The organism is Microbacterium sp. NPDC056569 (genome assembly GCF_042793475.1).
In the GTDB taxonomy this organism is placed as follows: domain Bacteria; phylum Actinomycetota; class Actinomycetes; order Actinomycetales; family Microbacteriaceae; genus Microbacterium.
The window spans coordinates 189011-213189 of sequence record NZ_JBHTUV010000009.1 but is presented as its reverse complement, the minus strand read 5'-3'; the positions used below and the strand labels follow the sequence as shown (position 1 = coordinate 213189).

The window sequence follows — 24179 nt, the reverse complement described above, 5'->3', positions numbered from 1 at the left end:
GTCGCGGTGTACGTCTGCGGCAGGATCGCCCACGCCGCCGCACCGATCCCGACGAACGCGACCACGGTGGCCGCGAGCACCCACCACGACTTCACGACCCCCGTGTACAGGTCTTCGAGCGTCCAGTGATCCGACACGAACGTCCCCCGATCCCCAATCGGCATCGCCCCGGGCCCCCTCGCCCGTCACGCGTAGTCTACGTCCGCGATCGGCCGTCTGACCCGTCGCCGGCGATTGTGATCAGATCGGGAGATCGACGTGGACACCCAGACCGTCGCGACGCGGTTTGCACGCCTGGCCTCCGGGCCCGAGCCGCACGCGCCAGGGGTCGCGGCCCAGACGCCCGCCGGGTAGAATTCCGGCGAAGCCGTCGATGTCGGGGAGGCGTCGACACCTGGGGACGCAGAGGTGCTTCCACCAGGTCTTCACTCATCGAATGGGGACATCGATGACAGTGCGAATCGGCTATGCCGCGGGGGCGTTCGACCTCTTTCACATCGGCCATCTGAACATCCTTCGTCAGGCGAGGGAGCGATGCGACGTCCTGATCGCCGGCGTCGTGAGTGACGAGATGCTGAAGCTGTCGAAGGGGATCGAGCCGTTCGTCCCCACCGCCGAGCGCGTGGCGATCGTCGAGGCGATCACGTACGTCGATCGAGTGCACGTCGAGGAGACGCCGAGCAAGATGGACGCGTGGTCCGAGCTCGGATTCACGCACTTCTTCAAAGGCGATGACTGGCGAGGCACGGCGAAGGGCCGGCGTCTGGAGCGTGAGTTCCGCGCAGTGGGCGTCGAAGTCGTCTACTTCCCCTATACGGTGCACACCTCGAGCACCGCGCTGCGGGCGGCGCTCGATGCGGCGATCGCCGCCCGGCAACTCCCGGCATGACCGCGCGGGGACGGGATCAGGCGGTGCCGGACGGAGGTGCGGACGCCCCGGAGGTCTCCGTCGTCATCCCCACCCATAATCGCCCCCAGCTGATGAAGCTCGCCGTCGAGAGCGTCCTCAGCCAGGATGCCCCCGTCACCGGCGAGGTGATCGTCGTCTTCGACGCCTGTTCCGTCGAGGTCCCCGAGGTGGCGCTCCCGACCGGATGGACCCTGCGGGGCGTCCCGAACTCGCGGACACGGGGGCTCGCCGGCGCCCGCAACAGCGGGATCTCCGCCGCCCGCGGAGAGTACGTCGCGTTCCTCGACGACGACGACGTGTGGCTGCCGGGCAAGCTCGCCGCGCAGATGGATCGATTCGCCGCGAGTCCGCAGGCCGTGGTCGTCGGTACCGCCATGGTCGTCGACAACGGCATCGAGGACGTCGTGCGGCTGGCACCGAGCGAGAACCTGACCCACGAGGACTTCCTTCGCAATCGCAATCCGGGTGTCCACTCCTCCAGCCTGCTGTTCCGCCGCTCGGATCTGCTCGGTTCCCTCGGACTCATCGACGAGGAGCTGCCTCGCAGCTACGGCGAGGACTACGACATCCTGCTGCGCGCCTCGGCGCTGGGCGCCGTGACGGTGGTGAACCAGCCGCTCGTGCGTGTCCTGTGGAACGGCCAGTCCTACTATTTCGGGCAGTGGGCCTCCTACGCGGAGGCCCTGCAGTACCTCCTTCGCAAGCACGGGGACTTCGCGACGACCCCGGGCGCGCTCGGACGAATCGAGGCACAGGTCGCGTTCGCCCTCGCCTCGTCGCAGCAGGGGCGCGACGCCCGTCACTGGGCCCGACGGGCGATCAGCCACGACCCGCGGCAGATCAAGGCCTACCTGGCCACCGCGATCTCGCTGAGGCTCCTCGCTCCGGCGGCGGTGACGCGGATCGCGCAGCGATTCGGCAGGGGGATCTGAGATGAAGATCCTCATCGCGTGCTCCTCCGGCGGCCACCTCACACAGGCGCTCGCGCTGCGGAGCTGGTGGGGAGAGCACGAGCGCTGCTGGGCCACCTTCCCGGTCGAGGATGCGCGCTCGCGCCTGACGGACGAGCGCGTGTACGAGATCCACTATCCGACCGTGAGGAATCTCCCGAACCTGGTCCGCAACTTCGGTCTCGCTCGCCGCGTGCTCGCCCTCGAGCGCCCGGACCTCGTCTTCTCCACGGGCGCCGCGATCGCGTTGCCCTTCTTCGCTCTCGCTCGCCTCTACGGCGCCAGGACGGTCTATCTCGAGCCGGTCGACCGCGTGACCTCGCCCGGGCTGAGCGGCCGGCTCGCGTATCCGTTCGCCGACGAGTTCCTGGTCCAGTGGGAGCAGATGCGCTCGTTCTATCCCGGCTCGCGGAACGTGGGAGTGGTGCTGTGAGCAGCCCGCGTCCCGACGTGGCGCGCCCCCACCGGAAGGGGATGCGCTGGGGGACGCGGCGCGATGACATCGTGCTCAGCCTCCAGGGAGGATTGGGCAACCAGCTGTTCCAGTGGGCGTTCGCGCAGCAGCTGGCCTCGGAGGGGCGAACGGTGTGGTTCGACCGGGTCCGCTGCCGCGGTGACCGCCCGTACGCGCTCGGCAGCCTGGTCCCGCGCTCGTCCATGCTGAACCCGCTGCGCGGTGCGGCGCTGGCCGCGGCCGAGAGGGCCGGCATCATCAGCGAGCGCTCTCGGCTCCGGCTGGTCAAGCAGCGCCGATCGGGCTATGACGCCGACGTCCGCCGCGATCTGGACGGCACCTCGTATCTTCTCGGGTATTTCCAGTCGCCCATCTACTTCGCCGACGTGGCCGATCAGGTCAGAGGCAGCATCCTGACGCATCTCGAGACGCTGCTCCTCCCCGACGGTGTGCGGTTCGCCGCCGAGCTCCGCAACTACCCGGCCACGGTCGCGGTGCACGTCCGGCGGGGAGACTACCTGACCGATCCCGCAGCGGCGGCTCGGCACGGCGTCCTGGACCGCGGCTACTACGACCGCGCGATCGCCGTGATGGCGGAGCTCGGCTACACGCACCGCGTGTGGTTCAGCGACGACCCGGAATGGGTACGGGCGAACCTGGCAGCGCGGGGCGACCGCATCTGCGGCCGCGGTGTCGCCGCGTCGGACGGCGGCGAGATCGCACTGATGGCGACGTGCGCCGCACGCATCGTCGCGAACAGCAGCTTCAGCTGGTGGGGCGGCTACCTCGGACACCCGAGCACACCTGCGCGCCCGGTCGTCGCCCCTGTCGTGTGGTTCGCCGGTGGCCACAGCGACGCCCGGGATCTGATCCCCGACGGCTGGGTCAGGGTGTGACCACCGTGGGCGCGCCCTTCGTCGTCGTCTCCGCGGGCACGTATCACCTGCCGTTCGACCGGCTGTCGGAATGGATGCAGCGTTGGCACGACGATCACCCTGAGGTGCGGCTTCTCGTGCAGCATGGACCGTCGAGGCCCGTCGAAGGCGCGGAGAACGTCGCCCTGCTGCCGTACTCGGAGCTGCTCGCCCTGTGCGCGGAGGCGGACGTCGTGGTGTTGCAGGGCGGGGCGGGCGGCGTCATGGACATGCGGTCGCTGAAGGTGATCCCGATCGTCGTACCTCGGGTGCCCGGCGACGGGGAGGTCGTCGACGACCACCAGCTGGTCTTCACCGCCGAGATGGCCAAGCTCGGCCTCATCCGGCGCGCGGCCACGTTCGAGGAGCTCGATTCGCTGCTGGCATCCTCCCTGCAGCCGGCACCGCACGTGCAGCCCCACGCGGGCGAGATCGCGACGCCGGGCGTCCAGCGCGTGGCCGACCTGCTGAGCCGCCCGGTGCGGAAGCTCCCCTGGCGCTATCGGCTGCGCCGGCTGATCCGCTCCGCGCTGGGCATCGCCGCGAGTCGTGTCACGCGTACCGCCCGATCACGGGGACCCGGCGCCACAGTCCCGTGAGATCGAGTACACCGCGAAGGAGCCACAGCGTCACCGCGTAGATCGCACTCAGGACGACGACGGCGACGATGAGGACGGCGAGTCCGACCCCGGCCCACCAGGTGAAGGCGAGGCCGCCCAGACCGAACACGACCGTCGGGACCGCAGCAGGCAGAAGGAGCCGTCGCGGCATGAGCCGGACGCCCATCCCGCGGTGCACCTGCCACACGGCGAGGAGGTTGTCGACGATCACCACCACGACCCACGTGATGGCGGCGCCCCAGATCCCGAGCACCGGTACGAGTGCCAGGTTCCCGCCGATGCTCACGGCGACGGCGAGGGCCTTGTTGTACATCTGCCACGCGCTCCTGCCGCCCTGGAGGAGGATGCTCTGCAGCATCCCCGAAGCCGTCTGGAGCATCATCGACGCCGCGATGAGCGCCATCGGCCCCCAGCCCTGGACGAAATCGGGACCGAAGACGAGCAGCACGGACCCGCCCATGGAGATCAGAAGAAGGAAGAAGGGCCAGTTGAGCAGGATCATCACGCGGACGACCCGTGTGTGCAGCCGGCTCGATTCCTCGAGCTCGCTGCGCGCCAGCAGCGCGGACGTGGTGGGCGCCACCGCCACCCTCATCGACTTGTCGACGATCCCGCCCGCCTTCACGACTCGCGTCACGACGGCGTAGACGCCGGCGACCGAGGGCGTCGTCAGCGCCGCCACGATGAGGACGTCCGCCCATTCGAGCGCCGCCTCCAGCGTCAGGCCGAGAGCGCGCGGCAGATTGAACCGCCAGAACGAGACGGGCGTCGCTCGCTCGCCGCCGCGGGACTCTACGCGTCTGCGGAAGTCGCGGACGACGGGGGTCGCGATGACGAGGACGGTGACCAGCAGCCACACGGGCAAAGGCCACAGCCAGGCTTCGAAAGCGGCGGGCGCCGAGAGCAGGCCCCACGCGACCACCGACACCACGACGAGGCGGGAGGCGGGCACGCAGACGCTCTGGAGCAGCGTGAACGCGGTCACGCCGCGCAGCATCCGTGCCGCCGCTTGGAACACTCCCAGCAGCGCCCCGGGAAGGACGAACAGGCTCATGGCTCGCAGGAGCTGCTCAAGGGTCGATCGCTCGCCCGGCCCGGCCAGCCACCCGGCCAGCCGGTCGGCACCGAACCACAGCAGCAGCGAGGCGCATGCCGCCACGGCGGCCACGGGGATGACGGCGTACAGCAGGATCCGCCACTCGGCACCGACACGGTCGAACGCCCGCTCGGTCGCGATGAAGCGGACGATGCCGCTGTTGGTTCCGAGGCCCAGGACCAGCGTCAGGATCGTGAAGACGCCCACGGCTTGGAAGAAGACGCCGGCACCGGAGGCCCCGAGCAGGTTGCCGACGATCGAGGTGAGGCCCAGCGCTGCCAGTGCGGCGAAGGCGGAGCCGAGGAGGCTCACCAGCCCGCTGCGCGCCAGCCGTTCACGTTCCATTCCCGGACCGTCCGAAGGGCACCGGGTTGCTCCTCCAATACTCCGAGTCGCCGAGGTATTTCTCTCTCAGCATGACGGCGAGCGCGGGGCCGATGAAGACCAGCTGACGGTCCAGCCCGTAGAAGATCGCCAGGCCGCACGCGACCACGACGCTGGCGTGAAGCCAGAGGGCGGACAGGTTGGGCGCGTCGGCGGTCCGAAGGGCGCCGCTGAGCAGCATGAGGGCGAAGAGGGCGAGCCCGACGAACCCGAAGCAGAACATCGTGTTCCAGATCGCCCCCTGCGTCCCGATGAAGATCTCGCTCCATCTGCTCGGCCGCGGCGTCCCATAGCCGAGGATCGGCGATTCGAGAGTGCGCTCGAACGTCTCGACATAGAGGCTCCCCCGACCCGTCGTGGTGTCGGCTGCCTCCTGGCGGGTGACGATCGCGTCCATGAATCCCGACAGCGTGAGGATCGCCGCCGAGGCTGCCGAGAGCAGGGCGACCCACAGGAGCGCCATCCACCTGCCTCGAAGTGCGAGCCGCACCATCACGTACAGCACCGCACCGGCCAGGCCCACGAACATGCCGCGATTGCTGCTGACCACGGCCGGGGGGACGATCGCGACGAGGCACACGACGAGGAACCACATCGCTCGAGCGCTCCGGTGTGCGATCACGGTCGCCACCGCGATGGGTGTCAGCACCGCGAGCCCGGCGCCCCACCCGTTCGCGTAGGGGAACGGGGCGGATGGGCGCTGGAACGGCTCCTCGGCTCCCCACGGTGTCTGGATCTCGGCGAGCGGCGGGAACACCAGATCGCTGACGTACTCATCCGACGTGACGACCTCCGGCAGGAGAAGGCCGACCGTCAACGTCAGGCGGTACTCGGGGAAGAGCATCCCCAGATATCCGCCGACGATGACGAACACCCAGATGAACGTGAGCCCGTTCAGCACCCGACGCGCCGGAAGCGTCCTGCGGGCGTTGACGATGTAGACGATCATGATCGCGAGCGCGAGGAACTGCCCGAAGCGCAGGCCCACGCTCACGAATCGTCCCAGCTGATCGACCATGAGCGCCGCCGGGATCATCCAGAGCGCGAAACCGAACCAGGGCAGCACCCCGGGCACGAAGGTGAAGCTGCGCCGGAAGGTCAGGTAGGCCAGCATCGGGATCGCGACGATGATCTGTGCGAAAGCGAGCAGACCCAGCGCCCAGAAGACGGGGTAGCCCCAGAGAACCACGAGTACGGGCCAGGCCGGCAGCGCGGACGTGTCGGTCTCGGCGGCCGGATGCTGACCGGTCGACCTCACCAGCGAACGGCTGGGCGACGGCACGAAGGAGGTCATAGCGACCTCAGCTGCCGGTACTTGCGGCGCAGCGACACGGCGAAAACCAGCAGCTGCCAGACGAAGAGGGCGGAATAGGCGATGCCGAAGGCCACCGGCACGGCCAGCAAGCCGATGATGACGTACGTCGTCGAGGGATCCTGCGGCTGTTTGATGAGGGAATCGGCGAAGCTCGGGGACTGCTCCGCTGAGCGGGCCGGCCGAGGCAGCAGCTTCTCGGCGAGGAGCTGCGAGAGGAACCACGCCGACACCAGCACCGAGAACAGAGCGGCCACGGCGATGAGGGCCGGCGACGCTCCCGTCCGGAACAGATACACGGCGACCGCGACGTGAACGAGCGGGGACCGAACTCCGTCGACCACGTGGTCGAGCCACTCGCCCGCCGGTCCGCCGCGCCGCTGGATGCGGGACAGCTGGCCGTCCGCGGAATCGAAGACGTAGCCCGCGAGCAGGAGCAGGGCCGCGAGCGGCGGCGCCCACGGCCCCGATCCCAGGGCGATCAGGAGCACGCCGCCGGCGCCCAGCGCCGCGCTGACCGCCGTGAGCTGGTTGGGGGTCGCGCCGACGACGGCCGCCTCGACTGCGACGCGTCCGCCGAGCGGCCGGTTCACCCATCTGAGATATGCGGGGACACCGACCGCCGGCTTCTGCGCCGAGCCGAGTGCGGCGAGCGCGTGCCCCCGCGCCAGCCGTTCCATCACCTCGGCATGTTCAGGGCCAGGTCGAAGCTCAGATCTGGCGTGCTCCGGTAGTTCGCGTGCGTAGACGCCGAGATGACGTTCTCGCCTTCCACGAGCAGGGCGGCCGGCACGACGAAGGTGGACCGGCTCGCCGATGCCGTCGCGTGGCTGACCACGCCCGTCGCGTAGGAGTTCTGCGTGACCGCACCGACGGGCATTCGGGTCCGGCCGAGCTCCACACCGTTCAGGTACACGATCACCCCGTCGTTCGCGATCACCGTGACGGTCCCGTCCAAGACTCCGGCCGCATCGACCACCGTGAACGACTTCCGGAACTGCGCGCTCAGCGGCTTCGTCGCCAGGGCGTTCGGATCGATGTTCGTCGCCGCGGCGGCGACACCTCGGGCGAGCACTCCGTTGCCGACCGCCCACGCGGAGTCGTCGAACGCCACCGCGTTCCAGTCCGCCGGCAGCGGGTCGTTCGAGTACCGCCACGACCAGGAGGCGCCGTTGCCGATGACGACAGGCGGCTCGCCCGGATCCGGCGGCGCGAGAGTGTGGACCTGCAGCGTCGCCGCAGACGACGAGCCGCCGGCGCCCACTGCCACGACCCGATAGACGTACGTCGTGTCGGCGGTCAGCCCGGTGTCGGACCAGGTCAGCTGCGACGCCGGTACGGAGGCGACTCCGACGTTGTCGCGGCTGATCGAGTACGACGCCACCGGACCACCGGTCGCCGGCGCCGACCACGACAGCGTGGCCGAGTCCTGCGTCACGTTGCTCGACGCGAGACCCGTCACCGGGCCCGGCGCGGCGACGGGCGCCCCGCGATCGGCGACGAAGGACAGGTCGAAGCTCATGTCCGGCGTGCTGCGGTAGTTGGCGTGCGAGGACGCCGCGATGACGTTCGTGCCCTCGACGAGCATCCCCGCCGGCACGACGTACGTCGCCCGGCCTGCCGCCGCCGTCGCGTGCGTGACGACGCCGGTCGCGTACGAGTTCTGCGTGAGCGTTCCGACCGGCATCCGGGTCCTGCCCAGTTCGACACCGTTCAGATACACCACCACGCCGTCGTTCGCGATGACCGTGACCGTGCCTTCGGCGACGGTCGCGGCATCCGTCACGGTGAACTCATGCCGGAACTGCGCGCTCAGCGGCCGCGGCGACAGCGCGTTCGGGTCGATGTTCGTCGCGGCGCCGGCGACTCCTCGCGCCAGCACGGCGTTGCCGACCGCCCACGACGAGTCGTCGAAGCCCACCGCTGCCCAGTTCGAGGGAAGCGGGTCGGACGAGAACCGGTACGACCACTGCGCGCCGTTCTCGATGAACGTCGTCGACGTGTCGGGCGCGGTCTGGACCGTCACCGCGGCCGTGCTCGCAGACCTGTTGCCCACGGCGTCCCTCGCGCGGACGAAGTACTTGGTCGGCGTGGCGGTCGCCGGGACGCTGATCTCGGTCTCGGTCGTCGAGGCGATCACGCGGCTGCCCCGGAGCACCTCGTAGGTGACCCCGCCGGGATCGGAGGATGCGCCCCAGTCGAGGTTCGCCTGTGTGCCGCCGCCGGTGATCTCCACGCCGATGGCACCGGGCCTCGTCGGTGCCGCGGAGTCGCGCGGTTCGAATCGTGCGAAGCCGCCCGACCACTGGTTGATGAAGCCGGCACGGATCGTCCGCTGGAGGTCGCCGCCGGCCCACACGGTTCCCGTGGAATCGACGAACAGGCCCCAGACCCCGTATCCGGTGCGGGCCGTCACGATCGGCGCGAAGTCGTAGATGTACTGGCGCGTCGTCGCGTCCCACGCTCCGAACAGGCTGATCTTGTCGGCCTGGGTCCAGCCGGTCCCGACGTTCGACCACGTGTACGTGTTCTGGTACACGAAGTCACCGCAGTGGCAGCCGCCGTAGACGATGCCGTTTCCGGCGGCCACCGCCTGGAAGTCGCCGCCCGCCTTGGTGATGCTTCCGCTGGTCGCGGCGAACGTGTTCCTGTTGTAGGAGAAGAGCGAGTGCTGAGACCCACCGAGCCACACCTGGTCGCCGGCTTCGACGACACCCAGCTGCCACACGCTGCCGGTGATGTTCCCGTTCGCGTCGACTCCCGAACTGCTGAAGATCGGGTTCCAGGCGGGAGAGGTCAGCGGGGCGCCGCTCGTCGTCTGCAGTGCGGTGCCGCTGGTCGCCCTCGTGGCCTCCTTCATTCGGAAGTAGCCGGCGTAGTACGCGCGATCGCCCTGCGCGGACGCGTCCACCGAGACGGTCGTGCCGTTGAGGAAGGCGTTCCAGTTGCCGTCAGGAGTGGTGGTCGTGAGGTTCACGCGACCGCCGTTCCAGGTGCTCGCGCTCGAAGCGGAACCGGCCCGCGTCATGTGCGTGAAGGAACCCGCGACGTAGAGGAAGCCGGACTGCACATCGAGGTCGCGGATGTAGGGAATGCCGCCGGTCGTGCGATTCTCCGGGACCACCTGCGTGCCGGACAGCGCCCCCGTCGTCGGGTTGACGAACGCGATGCCCGGCTGCGGCGCGCCGTTGACGGTCGAGAACTGCCCGCCGAGGGCCAGCCGCCCGTCCGGCAGCGCGTTGATCGCCTTGACCTGGCCGTTGAGCGCCGGGCGGAAGGTGGAGATCCACTCTCCGGTGTTGATGTCGAACGCGGCGACGAACGGCTGCTCGACCTGACCCGAGCCGCCTTCGGTGCGCTGCACGTATCGGAAGTTGCCGCCGACGTACACCTTGCCGGCCATCTCTCCGAATGCCGCCACCTCGGTGTTGAGCTCTCCCGTCGCTCCGTTGCCGGAACCCGACACACCCCACACCGTGGGCATCGCGTCGCTGTCGGGGATCGGCGCCAACGTGCTCGCGGCTGAGCCGCTGTCGGGGATCGATCCGAAGTTCATGTCGGCCAGCCGCAGGGTCGGCCTCAGGAACAGCTGGGTGAAGGGGAACGCCCCGGCCTGGTTGTTGTTGGGCGTCCACAGGTACGACGTGGCGGCGTTCTGCCCGGTCACGTTGTTGCCGTAACCCCAGCCGGCGAGCCAGTCGTGCGTCTGCTTCGCCCTCGTGTCGATGCGGTTGAAGCTTGTGTTGCTGCCGAAGTTGTTGGTCTGACCGCCGCTTCCGTTCGTTGCTCCGAAGCGCCACGTTCCCAACCGGTGCTCGGCGTCGAAGGTCCACACCCACCGGTCGCGGACCAGCATCTTGAAGCGCGCTTCCTGCCACGTGGTTCCCGCGACGTTCGTCGCCCGGCGCACACGGACGCCGTCGGCCAGCGCGTCGACACGCCCCTTGTTCAGGAGCCCGTCGATCGTCCCCGACGGAAGCTGCGCCACCTTGAAGGCACCTGTCCCTGTCGGCGTGCCCGCGAGGACGGCCGGCGTCTGGAGCCCTCGGTAGTAGTTCTTCCAGCCCTCGCGCCCTCGTGCGATGAGGACCCACCCGCCGCCTTCCGACTCCTGATCGCAGTAGAACTGCTGCGGGTAGACCAACGCGGGCGTCTGGAGCCAGTACACCCCGTTCAATGACGCGGGATAGTTCTGCTTGACCTCCCAGCACGATCCCGCGGCCGTCGCCTCCGTCTTGCCATCCGGCAGCGGATCGGCGGCGGTGGCCGGTACCGGCATGGCGAGCGAACCCACCAGTGCGACGACAGCGATCGTCGCGGAGAGCACGAGGCGATGCCGCCTGCGCGTGGTCGCTCGTGACGATTGGTGTGCTCGGGTGGGCTCGATCTCGTTCATGGCAGCGGGCAATCCTGGTCATCGGGTATTTCGTGGGTGGCGAGCTTCCACACGTCGTCTTCGAACACAGCGCCGTAGACGTGCTTCACAGGCCGGCCGGGGTTGTAGAGCGACGCCTTCAGCGACTTCCCGGTCTCGTCGAGCACATCGATGCCTGAAACATCGACGCACACGGTCAGGGTCATGGTCGGCGGATCGGCACTGAGGTCGACGTCCGACGCGGTGGTCTGGGTCACCTCGGCCTCGCCCACCTGGTGGTATCCGAGGTCGTACTGCTGCTGAGCGGCGGCCTCGAGCTCGCCGAGTACGAAACCGGTCGCGATCTGGTCCAGCCCGACGGCGGAGCCGTCGCCGCGCTGGGCGATCTCGTTCGTCGCCGACACCACCGCGTCCGCCGTGGCCTCGGCGCGTTCGACCTCGTCGTCCTGGCTCGGGCTCAGCGGCGCCGTCGGCGGCGCCTCGATACCGAGCGGCTCGGTCGAGGGCTGGTCCTCGCCCGTGTCGGGCGGGGGCTGGTTCTCGCCCGTGTCCGCGGCGTCGAGCGCCCCCGCCGGCGTGGGTGGGGCAGGAGCCGACGGGGGCGTGCCCAGGTAGACCGCCACGGCCACGGCCGCGGCGACCAGGACGAGGCCGGCGAGCGCGACGAGCCTGCGACGGCGCGGGCGGTCGTCGGCGCGCTGGTCCTGCGTCCTGGGCGCGGTCATGTCATCACCGCGCAAAAGGGTCCATGAATGGACACCATCCGAGCACCTCCCCAGTGCTCAGCGGCGGGTTCGGGTTCCGCCGTGTAGGTGCGTCGACCGACTCACGGACCCCAGGATTCGTGCGCCGTCGGGTGTCGGACGCATGCAACATGCTAATCCGTTGTCACGGCGCGTCAAGGGTGGGCGTCATCGCCCTGCTATGATCCGCGCGCCTACAGCTCGCCCGGTTGCATCGCCTCGCGGTCGAGATCCTCGACGAAGCGGCGGGCGGGGCTCGCCTCGGCGCCCGCCTTGCGGGGCGCGTACACGACCAGCGAGTGGAAGAGGAAGCGCACGAAGAATGCGGCCACGAGCGTGATCGCCGTCGCGAGCACGGCCGAGATATGACCGGTCGACACCATCATCGCGACGATCGGGATGCGGATCACGGCCTCCGCGTTGTTGAACGTGAACGACTTCGCGAAGCGCAGCCACACGCCCGAGGCGCTCTCGCGCATGTCCTGGAAGACGAAGCGCTCCTGCAGCAGGAAGTTGCCGATGATCGTGGCCTCAGCGGCGACGATGGCGGCGATGATGTAGTCGACGCCCAGCTGGGTGAGCGCCCACACGATCCCGATGTTGACGACGGCGCCGAACCCGCCGATCACGGCGAACAGCGACATCTTGCCGAAACGGAGCGCGGTCAGCTGGGTGAGGAAGTGCAGGCCCTGCCGCACCGACGCCTTCGACTCGCCGGCGTGGCGGTCGGCGAAGTCGAACGGGATCTCGGCCACGCGCATCGGACGGCGGGCGAGGATCTCGAGCAGGATCTTGAAGCCCCGCGGCCGGAGCTGATCGGCGTCGACCGTCCGCCGGTCGATGAGGAAGAATCCGGTCATCGGGTCGGACACGTCCTTGAGCCGGATGGGGAACATCGCGCGCGTCACTGCGGTGGACGCCTTCGACACCATCACGCGCGTCCGGTCGGCGAGTCCCCCGGATGTGCCGCCACCGGCATAGCGCGACGCGATGACGACATCGACGTCGCCCCGCGAATAGCGGTGCCAGAGCTCGGGGATCTCTTCGGGCGGATGCTGCAGATCGGCGTCCATCACGAGACAGGCGTCTGCCTCGGCCGCCGCCAGACCCGCCATGACCGCTCCCCCGAGCCCGCCGAGGGGACGATCGCGGTGGATGAGCCGGATCGGCAGGGAAGCGGATGCCGCCACCTCGCGGATGACGTCGGGCGTGGTGTCCGTGCTGTCGTCGACGAAGACGATCTCGGCGTCGAGACGGTTCTGCAGCGCGGCGGTGACACGCCGGACGAGCTCCGCGATGTTGGGAGCCTCGTTGTAGGTCGGAACCACGATCGACAACTGCATCGCGGGCTATCCTCCCATGCGCGGGTGAACAGTCTCCTCCGGTTCAGCGGACGCAGGGGAGACCCTCGGTCCGCGCACCGGCGCCCTCCCGCCGCCGTGCACGGCCCCCGCCCAGGATCCATCCCCGAGAATGGAATGGTGACCTCCCCCGCATCCTCCCCCTCCACCATCACGATGTTCGGCGCCGACTGGTGCCGCGACTGCATCCGCACCAAGAAGCAGCTCGACGAGCTGGGCGTCTCGTACACCTACGTCGACCTGGTCGCCGACCCCGCCGCGGCGGACGTCGCCCGCGACATCTCGGGCCGCACGAACATCCCCGTCGTCGTGTACCCGGACGCCTCGCACCACGTCGAGCCCTCGAACGCCGACGTGCAGGCGAAGCTGCGCGAGCTCTCCCTCATCTGAGGTCGACAGCGAGCGCGAAGGTTCAGGGCCCGGCCTGACGAGGGCGCAGCCCACCTCGTGAGGCAGCATGCCTGACGACGAGGGCACCCACGTCATTAGGCTGAGTGCGTGAGCGTCGAGCGCAATACCCGGGCGATCGAGGGAACGGTCGTCACCGACTTCGAGGACCGCATGAGCTATGGCGGCTACCTCGATCTCGCGACCCTGCTGTCCGCCCAGCGGCCGCTCAGCAGCCCCGAGCACCACGACGAGCTGCTCTTCATCGTGCAGCACCAGACCACGGAGCTGTGGCTGAAGCTCGTGCTGCACGAGCTCGGCGCCGCCTGCCGGCTGCTGCGCGAGGACCAGCTGGCACCCGCGCTCAAGTGCATCGCGCGCGTCAAGCACATCCAGAAGACCCTCACCGAGCAGTGGTCGGTGCTGGCGACCCTCACCCCCGCCGAGTACGGCCAGTTCCGCGGCGTGCTGGGCAACGCCAGCGGCTTCCAGTCCGCGCAGTACCGCGCGGTCGAGTTCACCCTGGGCAACAAGAACGCGGCGATGCTGAAGGTGTTCGCGTCCGATCCGGCCGCTCACGGCCTGGTCGAGGCCGCGCTCGAGGCGCCGAGCCTGTACGACGAGTTCCTCGGGCTGCTCGCGCGCTCCGGCTACCCGATCCCCGCCGAGGTGCTCGAGCGCGACGTCACGAAGGCGTGGACCTACGCGCCGGAGCTCGTGCCGGTGTTCACCGAGATCTACCGGGATCCCGACACCCACTGGGCCGCGTACGAGACGTGCGAGGAGCTCGTCGACCTGGAGGACAACTTCCAGCTGTGGCGCTTCCGCCATCTCAAGACGGTCGAGCGCATCATCGGCCTGAAGACCGGCACGGGAGGCTCGAGCGGTGTGCCGTTCCTGCAGCGGGCGCTGGATCTCACGTTCTTCCCCGAGCTGTACGCCGTGCGGACGGAACTGTGATGCCGCACGATCCCGACGCGCTGCGCGAACTCCTCGGCCCCGATGCGGCGCTCTGCCACCGGGCCATCACCGGCGAGCACGGGGTCTCGCTGCCCCCGTTCACCGATCACCACGTGCACCTGCACCTCATCGACGAAAGCAACCTGGCCGCGGGCGGCATCGCCGGCGTCGTCGATCTCGGCGGCGATCCGGTCGCCCTGGCAAGACGTGAGAACCACAGCATTCCGCGCGTGGCATACGCCGGCGCTTTCCTCACGGCGCCGGGTGGCTACCCGGTCGGGCGGCCGTGGGCGCCGTCCGAGATCGCCCGAGAGATCACGGATGCCTCGACCCATCCCGGCGTCCCCGGCGGCGCGGCGACGGCCGTCGACGAGCAGGCGTCGTTCGGAGCATCCGTCATCAAGGCCTCTCTCAACAGCGTCGCGGGGCCCGTGCTCGACGCGGAGGCACTGGCCGCAGTCATCGAGGTCGCGCGGGAACGCGGGCTGTCCGTCGTCGCGCATGCGGAAGGCGAGGGTATGCCGCAGCGCGCGCTCGATGCGGGCGTCGACGGCTTCGCCCACACGCCGTTCACCGAGTTCGTCGGACGCACCTTCACCGCGCACGCGGTCGCCGCCCGCCAGGTCTGGATCTCGACTCTCGCGATCCACCGCGACGACCCCGAGGCTGCCGAGCACGCGCGGGTGAATCTCGCCGGGTTCGCCGCCGCGGGCGGGCGGGTGCTCTACGGCACCGACCTGGGCAACGGCGACCAGCCGGTGGGCGTCAACCCCGACGAGGTCGCGGCGCTCGACCGCGCGGGCGTCCGCGGTGCGGCCCTCATCGCGGCGCTGGCCGATCCGTGGCCGCTGGCCGACCCGCCCTCGGGCGTGTGCACCTTCGTCCCCGGTCCGCCGCCGACCGGGCTCGACGAGATCGCCGAGTGGCTGGGCGGCGCCACCGTCGTCCCCACCGAGGAGCTCATCCATGACGACCACTGACCCCGCCGAGGCTGCGATCGCGGAGGGGCTCGAGGACGCAGCATCCGTTCTCGATGCAGGCGACCCGCTGCGCGCCCACCGTGACGCGTTCGTCGGAGCCGAGACGTCGCTGGTGTACTTCGACGGCAACTCGCTCGGACGCCCGCTGCGGGCGAGCGTCGAGCGGCTCGCGGTGTTCGCGCGCGACGAGTGGGGCGGACGCCTCATCCGCGGGTGGGACGAATCGTGGATGCAGCTGCCCTTCGACATCGGCGACGCCGTCGGCCGCGCGGCGATCGGTGCCGCGGCCGGCCAGACCGTGATCGGCGACTCGACGACGGTGCTGCTGTACAAGCTCCTGAGGGCCGCGTTCGACGCCGCCGTCGCCGCGGATCCGGCGCGCGTCGAGATCGTCGTCGACCGCGACAACTTCCCCACCGACCGCTACCTCGTCGAGGGCATCGCGACGGAGCGCGGCGGGCGCGTGCGGTGGATCGACGTCGACCTCGCCGGCGGCGTCTCGGCGGAGGCGTTGAGCGAGGTGGTCGGCCCCGAGACGGCGGTGGTGCTGCTGTCGCATGTCGCGTACCGATCGGGATATCTGGCGGATGCTGCGACCCTCACGCGCATCGCCCACGACGCCGGCGCGCTCATGCTCTGGGACTTGTGCCACTCCGCAGGCTCGGTGCCGGTCGAGGCCGACGCGTGGGAGTTCGACCTCGCGGTCGGCTGCACGTACAAGTACCTCAACGGCGGACCCGGCTCGCCCGCGTTCGCGTATGTGGCCTCGCGGTTGCAGGATCGGCTGGCTCAGCCGATCCAGGGGTGGATGGGCACGGCCGACGTCTTCGCGATGGGGCCGGAGTACCGCCCCGCCGACGGCATGCGGCGCTTCCTTTCGGGCACGCCGCCGATCGTGGGCATGCTCGCGATGCAGGACACGCTCGCCCTCCTCGAGCAAGTCGGGATCGAGGCGGTGCGCGCGAAGTCCGTCGCGCTCACCGAATTCGCCGCGCGGGTGTCCGACGAGCTCCTCGCCCCGCTCGGGGTCAGGGTGGCGTCGCCACGCGATCCCGCCGAGCGCGGCGGTCATGTGACGCTCTCTCACCCGGCGATGCGCGCGGTCACCGCCCGCCTCTGGACCCAGGACGTCATCCCCGACTACCGCGACCCCGGCGGCCTGCGGATCGGCCTCTCGCCGCTCTCGACCTCGTTCGCCGAGACGCTCGCCGGGCTCCGCGCGGTCGAGGCCGCGGTGCGCGCGGAGTCCTGACCCGACTGGCCTCACCCCCACCCCGCGAGAGTTCAGCTGGTCGCCGAGATGCTGGGGCGTTCCCCACCTCTCGTCCACAGGCTGTACCCTCGCGGGCGAAGGGCGGATGAGCACTCGCCTACACTGGCGCGATGAGCAATGAGGCTCCACCGGCGACTGGGGTTCCGGCATCGACCTCCTCCGCGCGCCTGACCCGCGGCACGATCGCGCGCTACGCGACCGGGTCGCTGGGCACCGGCGGTTTCGCGACGCTGCCCGGGCTGGTGCTGACGTACTACCTGACCGACTCGCTCGGGGTGGCGGCGCTCGCGGCCGGCGCCGTGATCACGGTCGCGAAGGTGTGGGACGTCGTGATCGACCCGATCATCGGGGCGCTCACCGACCGCGATCTCGCCCGTCATGGCAGCCGCCGGCGCCTGATGCTGATCGGCGCGCTCGCCCTGCCGGTGCTCTTCGCGCTGACGTTCGCGGTGCCGCCGTCGCTCGGCCCGGTGGTCGCGGGCATCTGGGTGCTCCTCGCGTTCACGCTGACCGCGACCGCGTTCAGCCTCTTCCAGGTGCCGTACATCGCACTTCCCGCGGAGCTCACGCCGCGATATGACGAGCGCACCCGCCTGCTCACGTGGCGCGTCGTGGTGCTGACGCTCGCGATCCTGCTGTTCGGCGCCGGCGGTCCGGCCCTGCGACGCGTGTCCGAGGATCCCTTCGTCCAGTACCTGGTCATGGGCGTGGTCTGCGGCGTGGTGATCGGGATCGGGATGCTGGTTGCCACCGGCGTCGCCCGGCGCGCAGCATCCGTTCCCGTCCCATCCCCCCGCGAGAGTGCTGCGGATGGACGAGAGGCAGGGAACGAACCGGCATCTCGGCGACCCGCCGCACTCTCGCGGAAAGACGGAACGACGGATGCCGCGGCGGCGGGCATCAGGGAGCACTTCGCGGCGGGGATCGGCGCACTCAGGCGCAGCCGGGCGTTCCGGATGCTGCTGTCGACCTTCGTGCTGCAGGCCCTGGCCACGGGACTCATGCTCGCGGGCGCCCAGTACGTCGCGACGTGGGTGCTGCACTCGCAGGCGGCGGTCGAGCTGCTGTTCGTCGCGCTGATCGCGCCGGCGCTGCTCGCTGCGCCCGCGTGGGGCGTGGTCGCGCGCCGCATCGGCAAGGAGCGCACGTTCACCATCGCGAGCGTCGTGTTCGCGGTCGCGGCGCTCTCGATCCTCGGCATGCTGTGGGCGCCCGGCGACTGGATCTACGCGCCGGTCGGCGTCGCCGGCATCGCCTACGCGGGCATGCAGTCGCTGCCGATGGCGATGCTCCCCGACGTCATCTCGCACGACGAGCGCACCCGCGGCCCCGGCCGGGCCGGGTCGTTCAGCGGCGTGTGGACCGCCGGCGAGACCGTGGGCTTCGCGCTCGGCGCGACGACGCTCGCCGTCATCCTCGCGGTGACGGGGTACGTCTCGTCGACGGGCACGCAGGTGGTGGAGCAGCCGGATGCCGCGATCACGGGCATCGTCGTGAGCTTCAGTCTCGCGCCGGCCGTGCTGATCGGCCTCAGCCTCCTCACCCTGGCGCGATACCCGCTGCGCCGCGCCGACATCGACCACGCCTGACGGCGGAGCGGCGTGCCGCGCGAGCACGGAATCGGAGATCTTCACCCACCCGCGGACGGACGGATGCTGCCGCCCGGCGTGTCGGCCCGGACCTCCGATGCTGTGCACGACGGTGACATCGGGTCGCAGAAACGCTGGCACCGGGTGCCGGGCGGGGTGACATAGGATGCCCGGTGACGGACTCGCCCGCCCTCGGGCCCGGGGACGCGGGTTCGAAGGAGAGCAGCATGGCACCCACCTCGTCGACGTCGGCGAAGACCCCCGCGAAGCCGCGCGCGAAGAAGTCCGCCTCCGCGGCCCTTCCCTCCGACGAGCGCGCGGCGCTCGACGCCGACATCGATCGGCTCGAGGCGGGCGCGAAGGTCTGGGTCGCCCTCACCCTCGACCAGCGGGCGCGCCTGCTCGGTCGCGTGCGCGACGCCGTCGGCGCCGTCGCGCAGGAGTGGGCCGACACCGCGACGATGTCGAAGGGCCTGGAGCCGGGGCATCGGTATTCCGGCGAGGAGTGGCTCGGCGGTCCGTGGTCGATCCTCGGCCTGCTCGACGCCCTCCGCGAGACGCTCGACGCGCTGGCGAAGGGCCGGAGCCCCCTCGACGGGGTCCGCCTCGACGCCGCTCCGGGCGACCGGCTCCGCGCTCATGCCTTCCCGCTGAACGCCACCGAGAGCTTCCTGCTGTCGGGCTTCACCGGCGAGGTGTGGTTCGAGCCCGGGGTGACGGCCGCCGAAGCGCGCCGCGAGGCCGGGCTCGCGCAGCTGACCCCGACCCGATCCGGCGGCGTCGGGCTCGTGCTCGGCGCCGGCAACGTCACGTCGATCCCGGTCGGCGACGTGCTGTACGAACTGTTCGCGCACAACCGCGTGGCCCTGCTCAAGGTCAACCCGACGCAGGACGCCCTCGTGCCCGTGTTCGAGCGCGCCCTCGCCCCGCTGATCGAGCCCGGCTTCGTGCGCATCGTGCGCGGCGGCTCCGCGACGGGCGCATACCTCACGTCGCACCCGCGCATCGCGCACGTGCACATCACCGGTTCGGCGGCGACGTTCGACGCCATCGTGTGGGGAACGGGAACGGATGCCGCGGCCGCACGCGAAGCCGGAGAACCGACGCTGAAGAAGCCGATCACGGCCGAGCTCGGCGGCGTCTCGCCGATCATCGTCGTCCCGGGCCGCTGGACGCCGGCCGACCTCGCGTACCAGGCGCAGCACGTCGCGACGATGCGCCTCGTGAACTCGGGGCACAACTGCATCGCGGGCCAGGTCGTGATCGTGAGCTCCGACTGGCCGCAGCGCGAAGCGTTCCTGCGCGAGCTGCACACGGCGTTCGCCGCAGCCCCCGAACGCCCGGTGTGGTACCCCCGGAGCGACGAGCGGCTGGAGGCCGCGGCATCCGCGTATCCCGATGCCGTCTGGAGCGCCGACCGCACACGCGCGATCGTCGAGGTCGGCGAGGGCGCCGACCCGGTCGAGACGGTCGAGTACTTCGCGCCCATCCTCGGCGTCGCAGAGCTCGGCGGCACCGGCCAGGAGTTCCTCGACGCGGCCGTGACCCACGCCAACGAGAAGCTCACCGGCACGCTGGGCGCCAACGTCATCATCGACCCCGTGACGGAGGAGGCGCTCGGCGACGGCTTCGAGCGGGCGATCGCCGACCTCCGCTACGGCGCCGTCGCCATCAACGCCTGGACGGCTTTCACCTTCACGACCGCACGGCTCACATGGGGCGGGTTCCCCGGCGCGACCCTCGCCGACGTCTCGAGCGGCATCGGCGTCGTGCACAACGCGCTGCTGCTCGACCGCGTCGAGCGGTCCGTCGCGCGCGGGCCGTTCCGGCCCTTCCCGAGGTCGGTGGGCAAGGGCGTGTTCACGATCCTGCCGACGCCGCCGTGGTTCGTGAATGCGCGCACCGGCGCCGAGGTCTGTGCCGGACTCACGCGCTACCTCGTCGACCGCAAGCTCCCCGGACTGGTGAAGACCCTGACCAAGGCCCTGCAGGCGTGACGGCCGGATTCGGCGACGACGGACTCGAGGCCGACTACGTCGTCGTCGGCGCCGGCTCCGCCGGCGCGGCGCTCGCAGCCCGGCTGAGCGAGGACCCGAACGTCTCGGTGCTGCTGCTCGAAGCCGGCGGCCCCGACAAGGCGCTCGAACTGCACGTGCCCGCCGCGTTCTCGAAGCTGTTCCGCGGCGCGTACGACTGGAACTACGACACCGTGCCGCAGCCGCGGCTCGAGGGCCGCACCGTCTACTGGCCGCGCGGCAAGACGCTGGGCGGGTCGTCGTCGCTCAACGCCCTGATGTGGATCCGGGGCTTCGCCGCCGATTACGACGAATGGGCGGATGCTGCGGGCCCGGCCTGGTCGTGGGACGCCCTGGTCCCCTACTTCCGGCGCGTCGAGCGCACCTCCGACCCGGCCGACCCCACTCAGGGCACGCACGGCCCGCAATCGGTGGAGCACCAGCGCGATCCCCGGCCCCATACGGCGGTGTTCCTGGCGGCGGCGCAAGAGGCGGGGCATCCGTTGACTCCGCCGAATCTGCCCGCGCGGCAGGGGTTCTCGCGGACGATGGTGAGTCAGCGCCGCGGCGCCCGCGCCTCCACAGCCGACGCGTACCTGCGACCGGCGAAGAAGCGCCGCAACCTGCGCGTGGTGACCGGGGCGCACGCGCGGCGCGTGACGTTCGCCCCTTCGACAGGCTCAGCGACCGAGCCCGCAGAGCCGCGTGCGACGGGGGTGTACGTCGAGATCGACGGGATCACGCGCCGCGTCCGTGCACGGCGCGAGGTCATCCTGTCGGGCGGCGCGGTCAACACCCCGCAGCTGCTCATGCTGAGCGGCATCGGCCCGGCCGGGCACCTCGCCGAGCACGGCATCGACGTGGTGGTCGACGCTCCTGAGGTCGGCGCGAACCTGCAGGATCACCTCGTCGCCGGACTCGCCCCCGCCGCCCGGGGCGGGACCCTGTACGACGCCGAGAAGCCCGGCGAGCTCGTGAAGTACCTGACCGCGCGGAAGGGGATGCTGACCTCCAACGCGGCGGAGGCGTACGGGTTCGTGCGCACGGCGGTCGCGAACGACGCCGGCGTGCCCGAAGGGCTCCCCGACATCGAGATCATCTTCGTGCCCGGACCGTACGTCGGCGAAGGGCTCGTCCCGATGCCGGCGCACGGGCTGACGGTGGCCGCGATCCTGCTGCGCCCGCACAGCCGTGGCACGATCCGGCTCGCGTCCTCGGACCCGTTCGTGGCCCCGCTCATCGACCCCGCGTACCTCTCCGACGCCGACGACATCGACGCCACGACGCTGCGTGCCGGGATCGCCGAGTGCGAGCGCCTGCTCGGCACCGAGGCGCTGCGGGCGATCACGACGGGCGGGTGGGTCGTGCCCGAACAGGGCGAGCGCATGACGCCCGCCGAGCGCGCCGAGCTTTCGCTCCGCCGCTACTCGCACACCCTCTACCACCCGGTCGGCACGGCACGGATGGGGACGGATGCCGCATCCGTCGTCGACCCCGAGCTCCGCGTCCGCGGGGTCAGCGGTCTGCGCGTGGCCGACGCATCCGTCATGCCCACGGTGATCCGCGGTCACACGAACGCGCCGTCGATCGTGATCGGCGAGGTCGCCGCCGATCTCGTGCTCGGCCGCCGCGTCTGACCGCGCTCGTCGACCCTTCCCCTGCCCACCTGTCACAAAGTGCTGCCACGAGCGACACACCGTGACAGGCGAACCGGCAATCGCCGCCGGATACGACGTTCGCCTGTCGCGAAGTGCCGCGGGAGGCAGCAGATCGTGACAGGCGAACGATGGAGACCGACGAGGCGGGATGCGGGTCAGCGGCCGCCGCGGCGGTTGGTGCCGTTGGGGCGGACGACCGAGCCGACCATGAGCTTGCCGGTTCCGCCGGACGAGGCGCGACGGCCCGCGGTGCGGGGGTTTCCGGCGGGCTGAGCAGAACGCGAGTGGCCCGCGCTCTGGTCGTGACGCTGGTGCGAGGCCTTGTCGTGCGCGGTGGCCGCATCGCGACGCTGGCCGCCCGCGGCCTGCTGACGGCCGGCACCCTGGGCAGAACCGCCCTGGCCCGAGCCACGACGGCGACGGCCGCCGCCGGAGCGGCCGGCGGTGGCGGCGGCATCCGTCTCGCGTGCCTCACGCGCGGCGCGCTTGCGCTGGGCGTTCGCGCCCTGGCTGGTGCCGCGCGGCGTCTCGGCCACGGGGACCGGCTTGACGTACGGGGCGACCTGGCCGACGAGCTCGACGACCTCGGGCGAGGTCGCCGTGACGGCGACCGGCTCGACCGAGATGGCGGCCTTGCGCAGCAGCTGCGAGACGTCGCGCCGCTGCTCGGGGAGCACGAGCGTGACCACGGCACCCTCCGCCCCCGCGCGGGCCGTGCGGCCCGAGCGGTGCAGGTACGCCTTGTGCTCCATCGGCGGATCGACATGGATGACGAGCTCGACGTCGTCGACGTGCACGCCGCGGGCCGCGACATCCGTCGCCACGAGCACCTTGACGGCGCCCGACGAGAACGCCGCGAGGTTGCGGTCGCGCGCGGCCTGCGACAGGTTGCCGTGCAGGTCGACCGCGGGGATGCCCTGGCCCGTCAGCTGCTTCGCGAGCTTCTTGGCCTGGTGCTTGGTGCGCATGAACAGGATGCGGCGCCCCATGCCCGACGCGAGCGCCTTGACGACGTCCTTCTTGGCGTCGGCGTCGGCGAGCGTGAAGACGTGGTGCGTCATCGCGGCGACGGGCGAGTGCGCCTCGTCGACGGAGTGCAGCACCTCGTTCTGGAGGAAGCGATTGACCAGCTTGTCGACCCCGTTGTCGAGGGTCGCGCTGAACAGCAGGCGCTGGCCGCCGGCGGGCGTCGCGTTCAGGATGCGCGTGACGCCGGGCAGGAAGCCGAGGTCGGCCATGTGGTCGGCCTCGTCGATGACGGTGATCTCGACGGCGTCGAGGTGCACGAAGCCCTGCTTCATGAGGTCCTCGAGGCGGCCGGGGCAGGCCACGACGATGTCGACGCCGGCGTTCAGGGCGTTCACCTGGCGGTTCTGGTTGACGCCGCCGAAGATGGTGGTCGTCGTCAGTCCGTACGCCTTCGCGAGCGGGGCGAGGGTCGCGTCGATCTGGGTCGCGAGCTCGCGCGTCGGCGCGAGCACGAGGCCGAGCGGGCGGCCCTTGCGACGGTTCCCGCCGGCGAGCTTGCCGCCGAGGCGCGCGGCCATCGGGATCGAGAAGGCGAGGGTCTTGCCCGAGCCGGTCTTGCCGCGGCCGAGCACGTCGCGGCCGGCGAGCGTGTCGGGGAGCGTGTCGACCTGGATCGGGAACGCGGTGGTCTTGCCGCCCGCGGCGAGCGCGTCGACGAGGGGCTGCGGCACGCCGAGCGCGCCGAAGGTGGTTTCGGTCATGAGGGGAGTTCTCCGGGCACACGTGTGCCCTGTCGGTGGCCGGGGCGTATCTCGCCCGCGGGTCGCCGTACGAAAGATGTCAGCGCGGTTCTTCGGATCGGGGTCCGGATGCCGGCGAGGGAAGCGTTCTACGACGCGAGAAGCGCACGAAGCGCTGCAAGGTTCTCCACCCTACCAGTGGACGGCTGTGCGTTCCCGGTCCCGTCAGAGGTCGGCGGTGTCCTTGCGCTTGTTCGATCGCCTGCCGTTGCGCTCGCGGCGGAGCTCCGGGGTTGCGCCCGGCTCGTCGTCGGAGTCGATCGGGTGCTCGGATCCGGCCTCGAGCTGCGACTCGGGCCCTGACTCGGACGGTGTCTCACCCTCCGGCTCGGGCTCCACCTCGGCCTGGGCCTCCGACTCCGACTCGGACTCGGCGTCGGGTTCGGACTCGGCCTCCGGCGCCGGCGCCGGCGCCGGCTCCGGCTCCTG

Annotated in this window: 19 protein-coding genes; 12 read left to right on the top strand and 7 right to left on the bottom strand. The window is 70.7% G+C overall.

Going from position 1 to position 24179, the window contains the following annotated elements; translation table 11 throughout:
- Window positions 1-448: 448 nt before the first annotated feature.
- From ACFQ7C_RS12550 to ACFQ7C_RS12530, 5 genes are read left to right on the top strand one after another with little or no spacing between them, the layout of a single operon-like run.
- On the top strand, window positions 449-889 hold the full coding sequence (locus tag ACFQ7C_RS12550) for an adenylyltransferase/cytidyltransferase family protein (RefSeq protein WP_378901317.1): 441 nt from the start codon (window positions 449-451) through the stop codon (window positions 887-889).
- Entirely contained in the window at window positions 886-1842 is a 957-nt protein-coding gene (locus ACFQ7C_RS12545; protein ID WP_378901315.1) for a glycosyltransferase family 2 protein, read from the top strand. The genes ACFQ7C_RS12550 and ACFQ7C_RS12545 overlap by 4 nt, the downstream gene beginning before the upstream one ends.
- 1 nt (window position 1843) lies before the next feature.
- Window positions 1844-2293 carry a UDP-N-acetylglucosamine--LPS N-acetylglucosamine transferase gene (locus tag ACFQ7C_RS12540; protein WP_378901313.1) on the top strand — a complete coding sequence of 150 codons (450 nt, stop codon included), beginning with the start codon at window positions 1844-1846 and terminating at the stop codon, window positions 2291-2293.
- Window positions 2290-3210, top strand: coding sequence for an alpha-1,2-fucosyltransferase (locus ACFQ7C_RS12535; RefSeq protein WP_378901311.1), 921 nt, complete (start codon window positions 2290-2292; stop codon window positions 3208-3210). Before ACFQ7C_RS12540 ends, ACFQ7C_RS12535 begins: the two co-directional genes overlap by 4 nt.
- On the top strand, window positions 3207-3827 hold the full coding sequence (locus ACFQ7C_RS12530) for a glycosyltransferase (protein WP_378901309.1): 621 nt from the start codon (window positions 3207-3209) through the stop codon (window positions 3825-3827). Before ACFQ7C_RS12535 ends, ACFQ7C_RS12530 begins: the two co-directional genes overlap by 4 nt.
- On the opposite strand, the gene ACFQ7C_RS12525 is transcribed toward ACFQ7C_RS12530, so the two are convergent.
- From ACFQ7C_RS12525 to ACFQ7C_RS12500, 6 genes are all read right to left on the bottom strand, one after another.
- Window positions 3781-5289, bottom strand: a complete 1509-nt coding sequence (locus ACFQ7C_RS12525) for a lipopolysaccharide biosynthesis protein (protein ID WP_378901307.1) — start codon at window positions 5287-5289, stop codon at window positions 3781-3783. The genes ACFQ7C_RS12530 and ACFQ7C_RS12525 overlap by 47 nt on opposite strands.
- The gene (locus tag ACFQ7C_RS12520) at window positions 5279-6622 is read right to left on the bottom strand and encodes an O-antigen ligase domain-containing protein (protein ID WP_378901305.1); all 1344 of its coding nucleotides are present in this window, start codon (window positions 6620-6622) and stop codon (window positions 5279-5281) included. The genes ACFQ7C_RS12525 and ACFQ7C_RS12520 overlap by 11 nt, the downstream gene beginning before the upstream one ends.
- Window positions 6619-7320, bottom strand: a complete 702-nt coding sequence (locus ACFQ7C_RS12515; RefSeq protein ID WP_378901338.1) for a CDP-alcohol phosphatidyltransferase family protein — start codon at window positions 7318-7320, stop codon at window positions 6619-6621. Before ACFQ7C_RS12515 ends, ACFQ7C_RS12520 begins: the two co-directional genes overlap by 4 nt.
- A complete protein-coding gene (locus tag ACFQ7C_RS12510) occupies window positions 7320-10967 on the bottom strand; it encodes a fibrinogen-like YCDxxxxGGGW domain-containing protein (protein ID WP_378901303.1) in 3648 nt (1215 codons plus the stop codon). Before ACFQ7C_RS12510 ends, ACFQ7C_RS12515 begins: the two co-directional genes overlap by 1 nt.
- Window positions 10968-11032: 65 nt before the next feature.
- A complete protein-coding gene (locus ACFQ7C_RS12505) occupies window positions 11033-11740 on the bottom strand; it encodes a hypothetical protein (protein ID WP_378901300.1) in 708 nt (235 codons plus the stop codon).
- 212 nt (window positions 11741-11952) lie between these two features.
- Complete coding sequence (locus ACFQ7C_RS12500; RefSeq protein ID WP_378901297.1) at window positions 11953-13101, bottom strand: glycosyltransferase; 1149 nt, start codon at window positions 13099-13101, stop codon at window positions 11953-11955.
- Window positions 13102-13275: 174 nt separating this feature from the next.
- Here ACFQ7C_RS12500 and ACFQ7C_RS12495 point away from each other — a divergent pair, with 174 nt between their 5' ends.
- From ACFQ7C_RS12495 to ACFQ7C_RS12465, 7 genes are all read left to right on the top strand, one after another.
- On the top strand, window positions 13276-13509 hold the full coding sequence (locus tag ACFQ7C_RS12495; protein WP_378901335.1) for a glutaredoxin domain-containing protein: 234 nt from the start codon (window positions 13276-13278) through the stop codon (window positions 13507-13509).
- Window positions 13510-13617: 108 nt separating this feature from the next.
- Complete coding sequence (gene kynA / locus ACFQ7C_RS12490; RefSeq protein WP_378901293.1) at window positions 13618-14466, top strand: tryptophan 2,3-dioxygenase; 849 nt, start codon at window positions 13618-13620, stop codon at window positions 14464-14466.
- On the top strand, window positions 14466-15446 hold the full coding sequence (locus tag ACFQ7C_RS12485) for a hypothetical protein (protein WP_378901290.1): 981 nt from the start codon (window positions 14466-14468) through the stop codon (window positions 15444-15446). The genes kynA and ACFQ7C_RS12485 overlap by 1 nt, the downstream gene beginning before the upstream one ends.
- The gene (locus ACFQ7C_RS12480) at window positions 15433-16698 is read left to right on the top strand and encodes a kynureninase (RefSeq protein WP_378901287.1); all 1266 of its coding nucleotides are present in this window, start codon (window positions 15433-15435) and stop codon (window positions 16696-16698) included. Before ACFQ7C_RS12485 ends, ACFQ7C_RS12480 begins: the two co-directional genes overlap by 14 nt.
- A gap of 131 nt (window positions 16699-16829) precedes the next feature.
- Window positions 16830-18308: an MFS transporter gene (locus tag ACFQ7C_RS12475; RefSeq protein WP_378901284.1), complete on the top strand. Its 1479-nt coding sequence runs from the start codon at window positions 16830-16832 to the stop codon at window positions 18306-18308.
- Between the two features lie 227 nt (window positions 18309-18535).
- Entirely contained in the window at window positions 18536-20305 is a 1770-nt protein-coding gene (locus tag ACFQ7C_RS12470; RefSeq protein WP_378901281.1) for an aldehyde dehydrogenase family protein, read from the top strand.
- Entirely contained in the window at window positions 20302-21960 is a 1659-nt protein-coding gene (locus ACFQ7C_RS12465) for a GMC family oxidoreductase (RefSeq protein ID WP_378901278.1), read from the top strand. Before ACFQ7C_RS12470 ends, ACFQ7C_RS12465 begins: the two co-directional genes overlap by 4 nt.
- Before the next feature lie 176 nt (window positions 21961-22136).
- On the opposite strand, the gene ACFQ7C_RS12460 is transcribed toward ACFQ7C_RS12465, so the two are convergent.
- Window positions 22137-23711 (bottom strand): DEAD/DEAH box helicase, encoded by a 1575-nt coding sequence (locus ACFQ7C_RS12460; protein ID WP_378901275.1) that lies wholly within the window; start codon window positions 23709-23711, stop codon window positions 22137-22139.
- Between the last annotated feature and the right edge of the window lie 468 nt (window positions 23712-24179).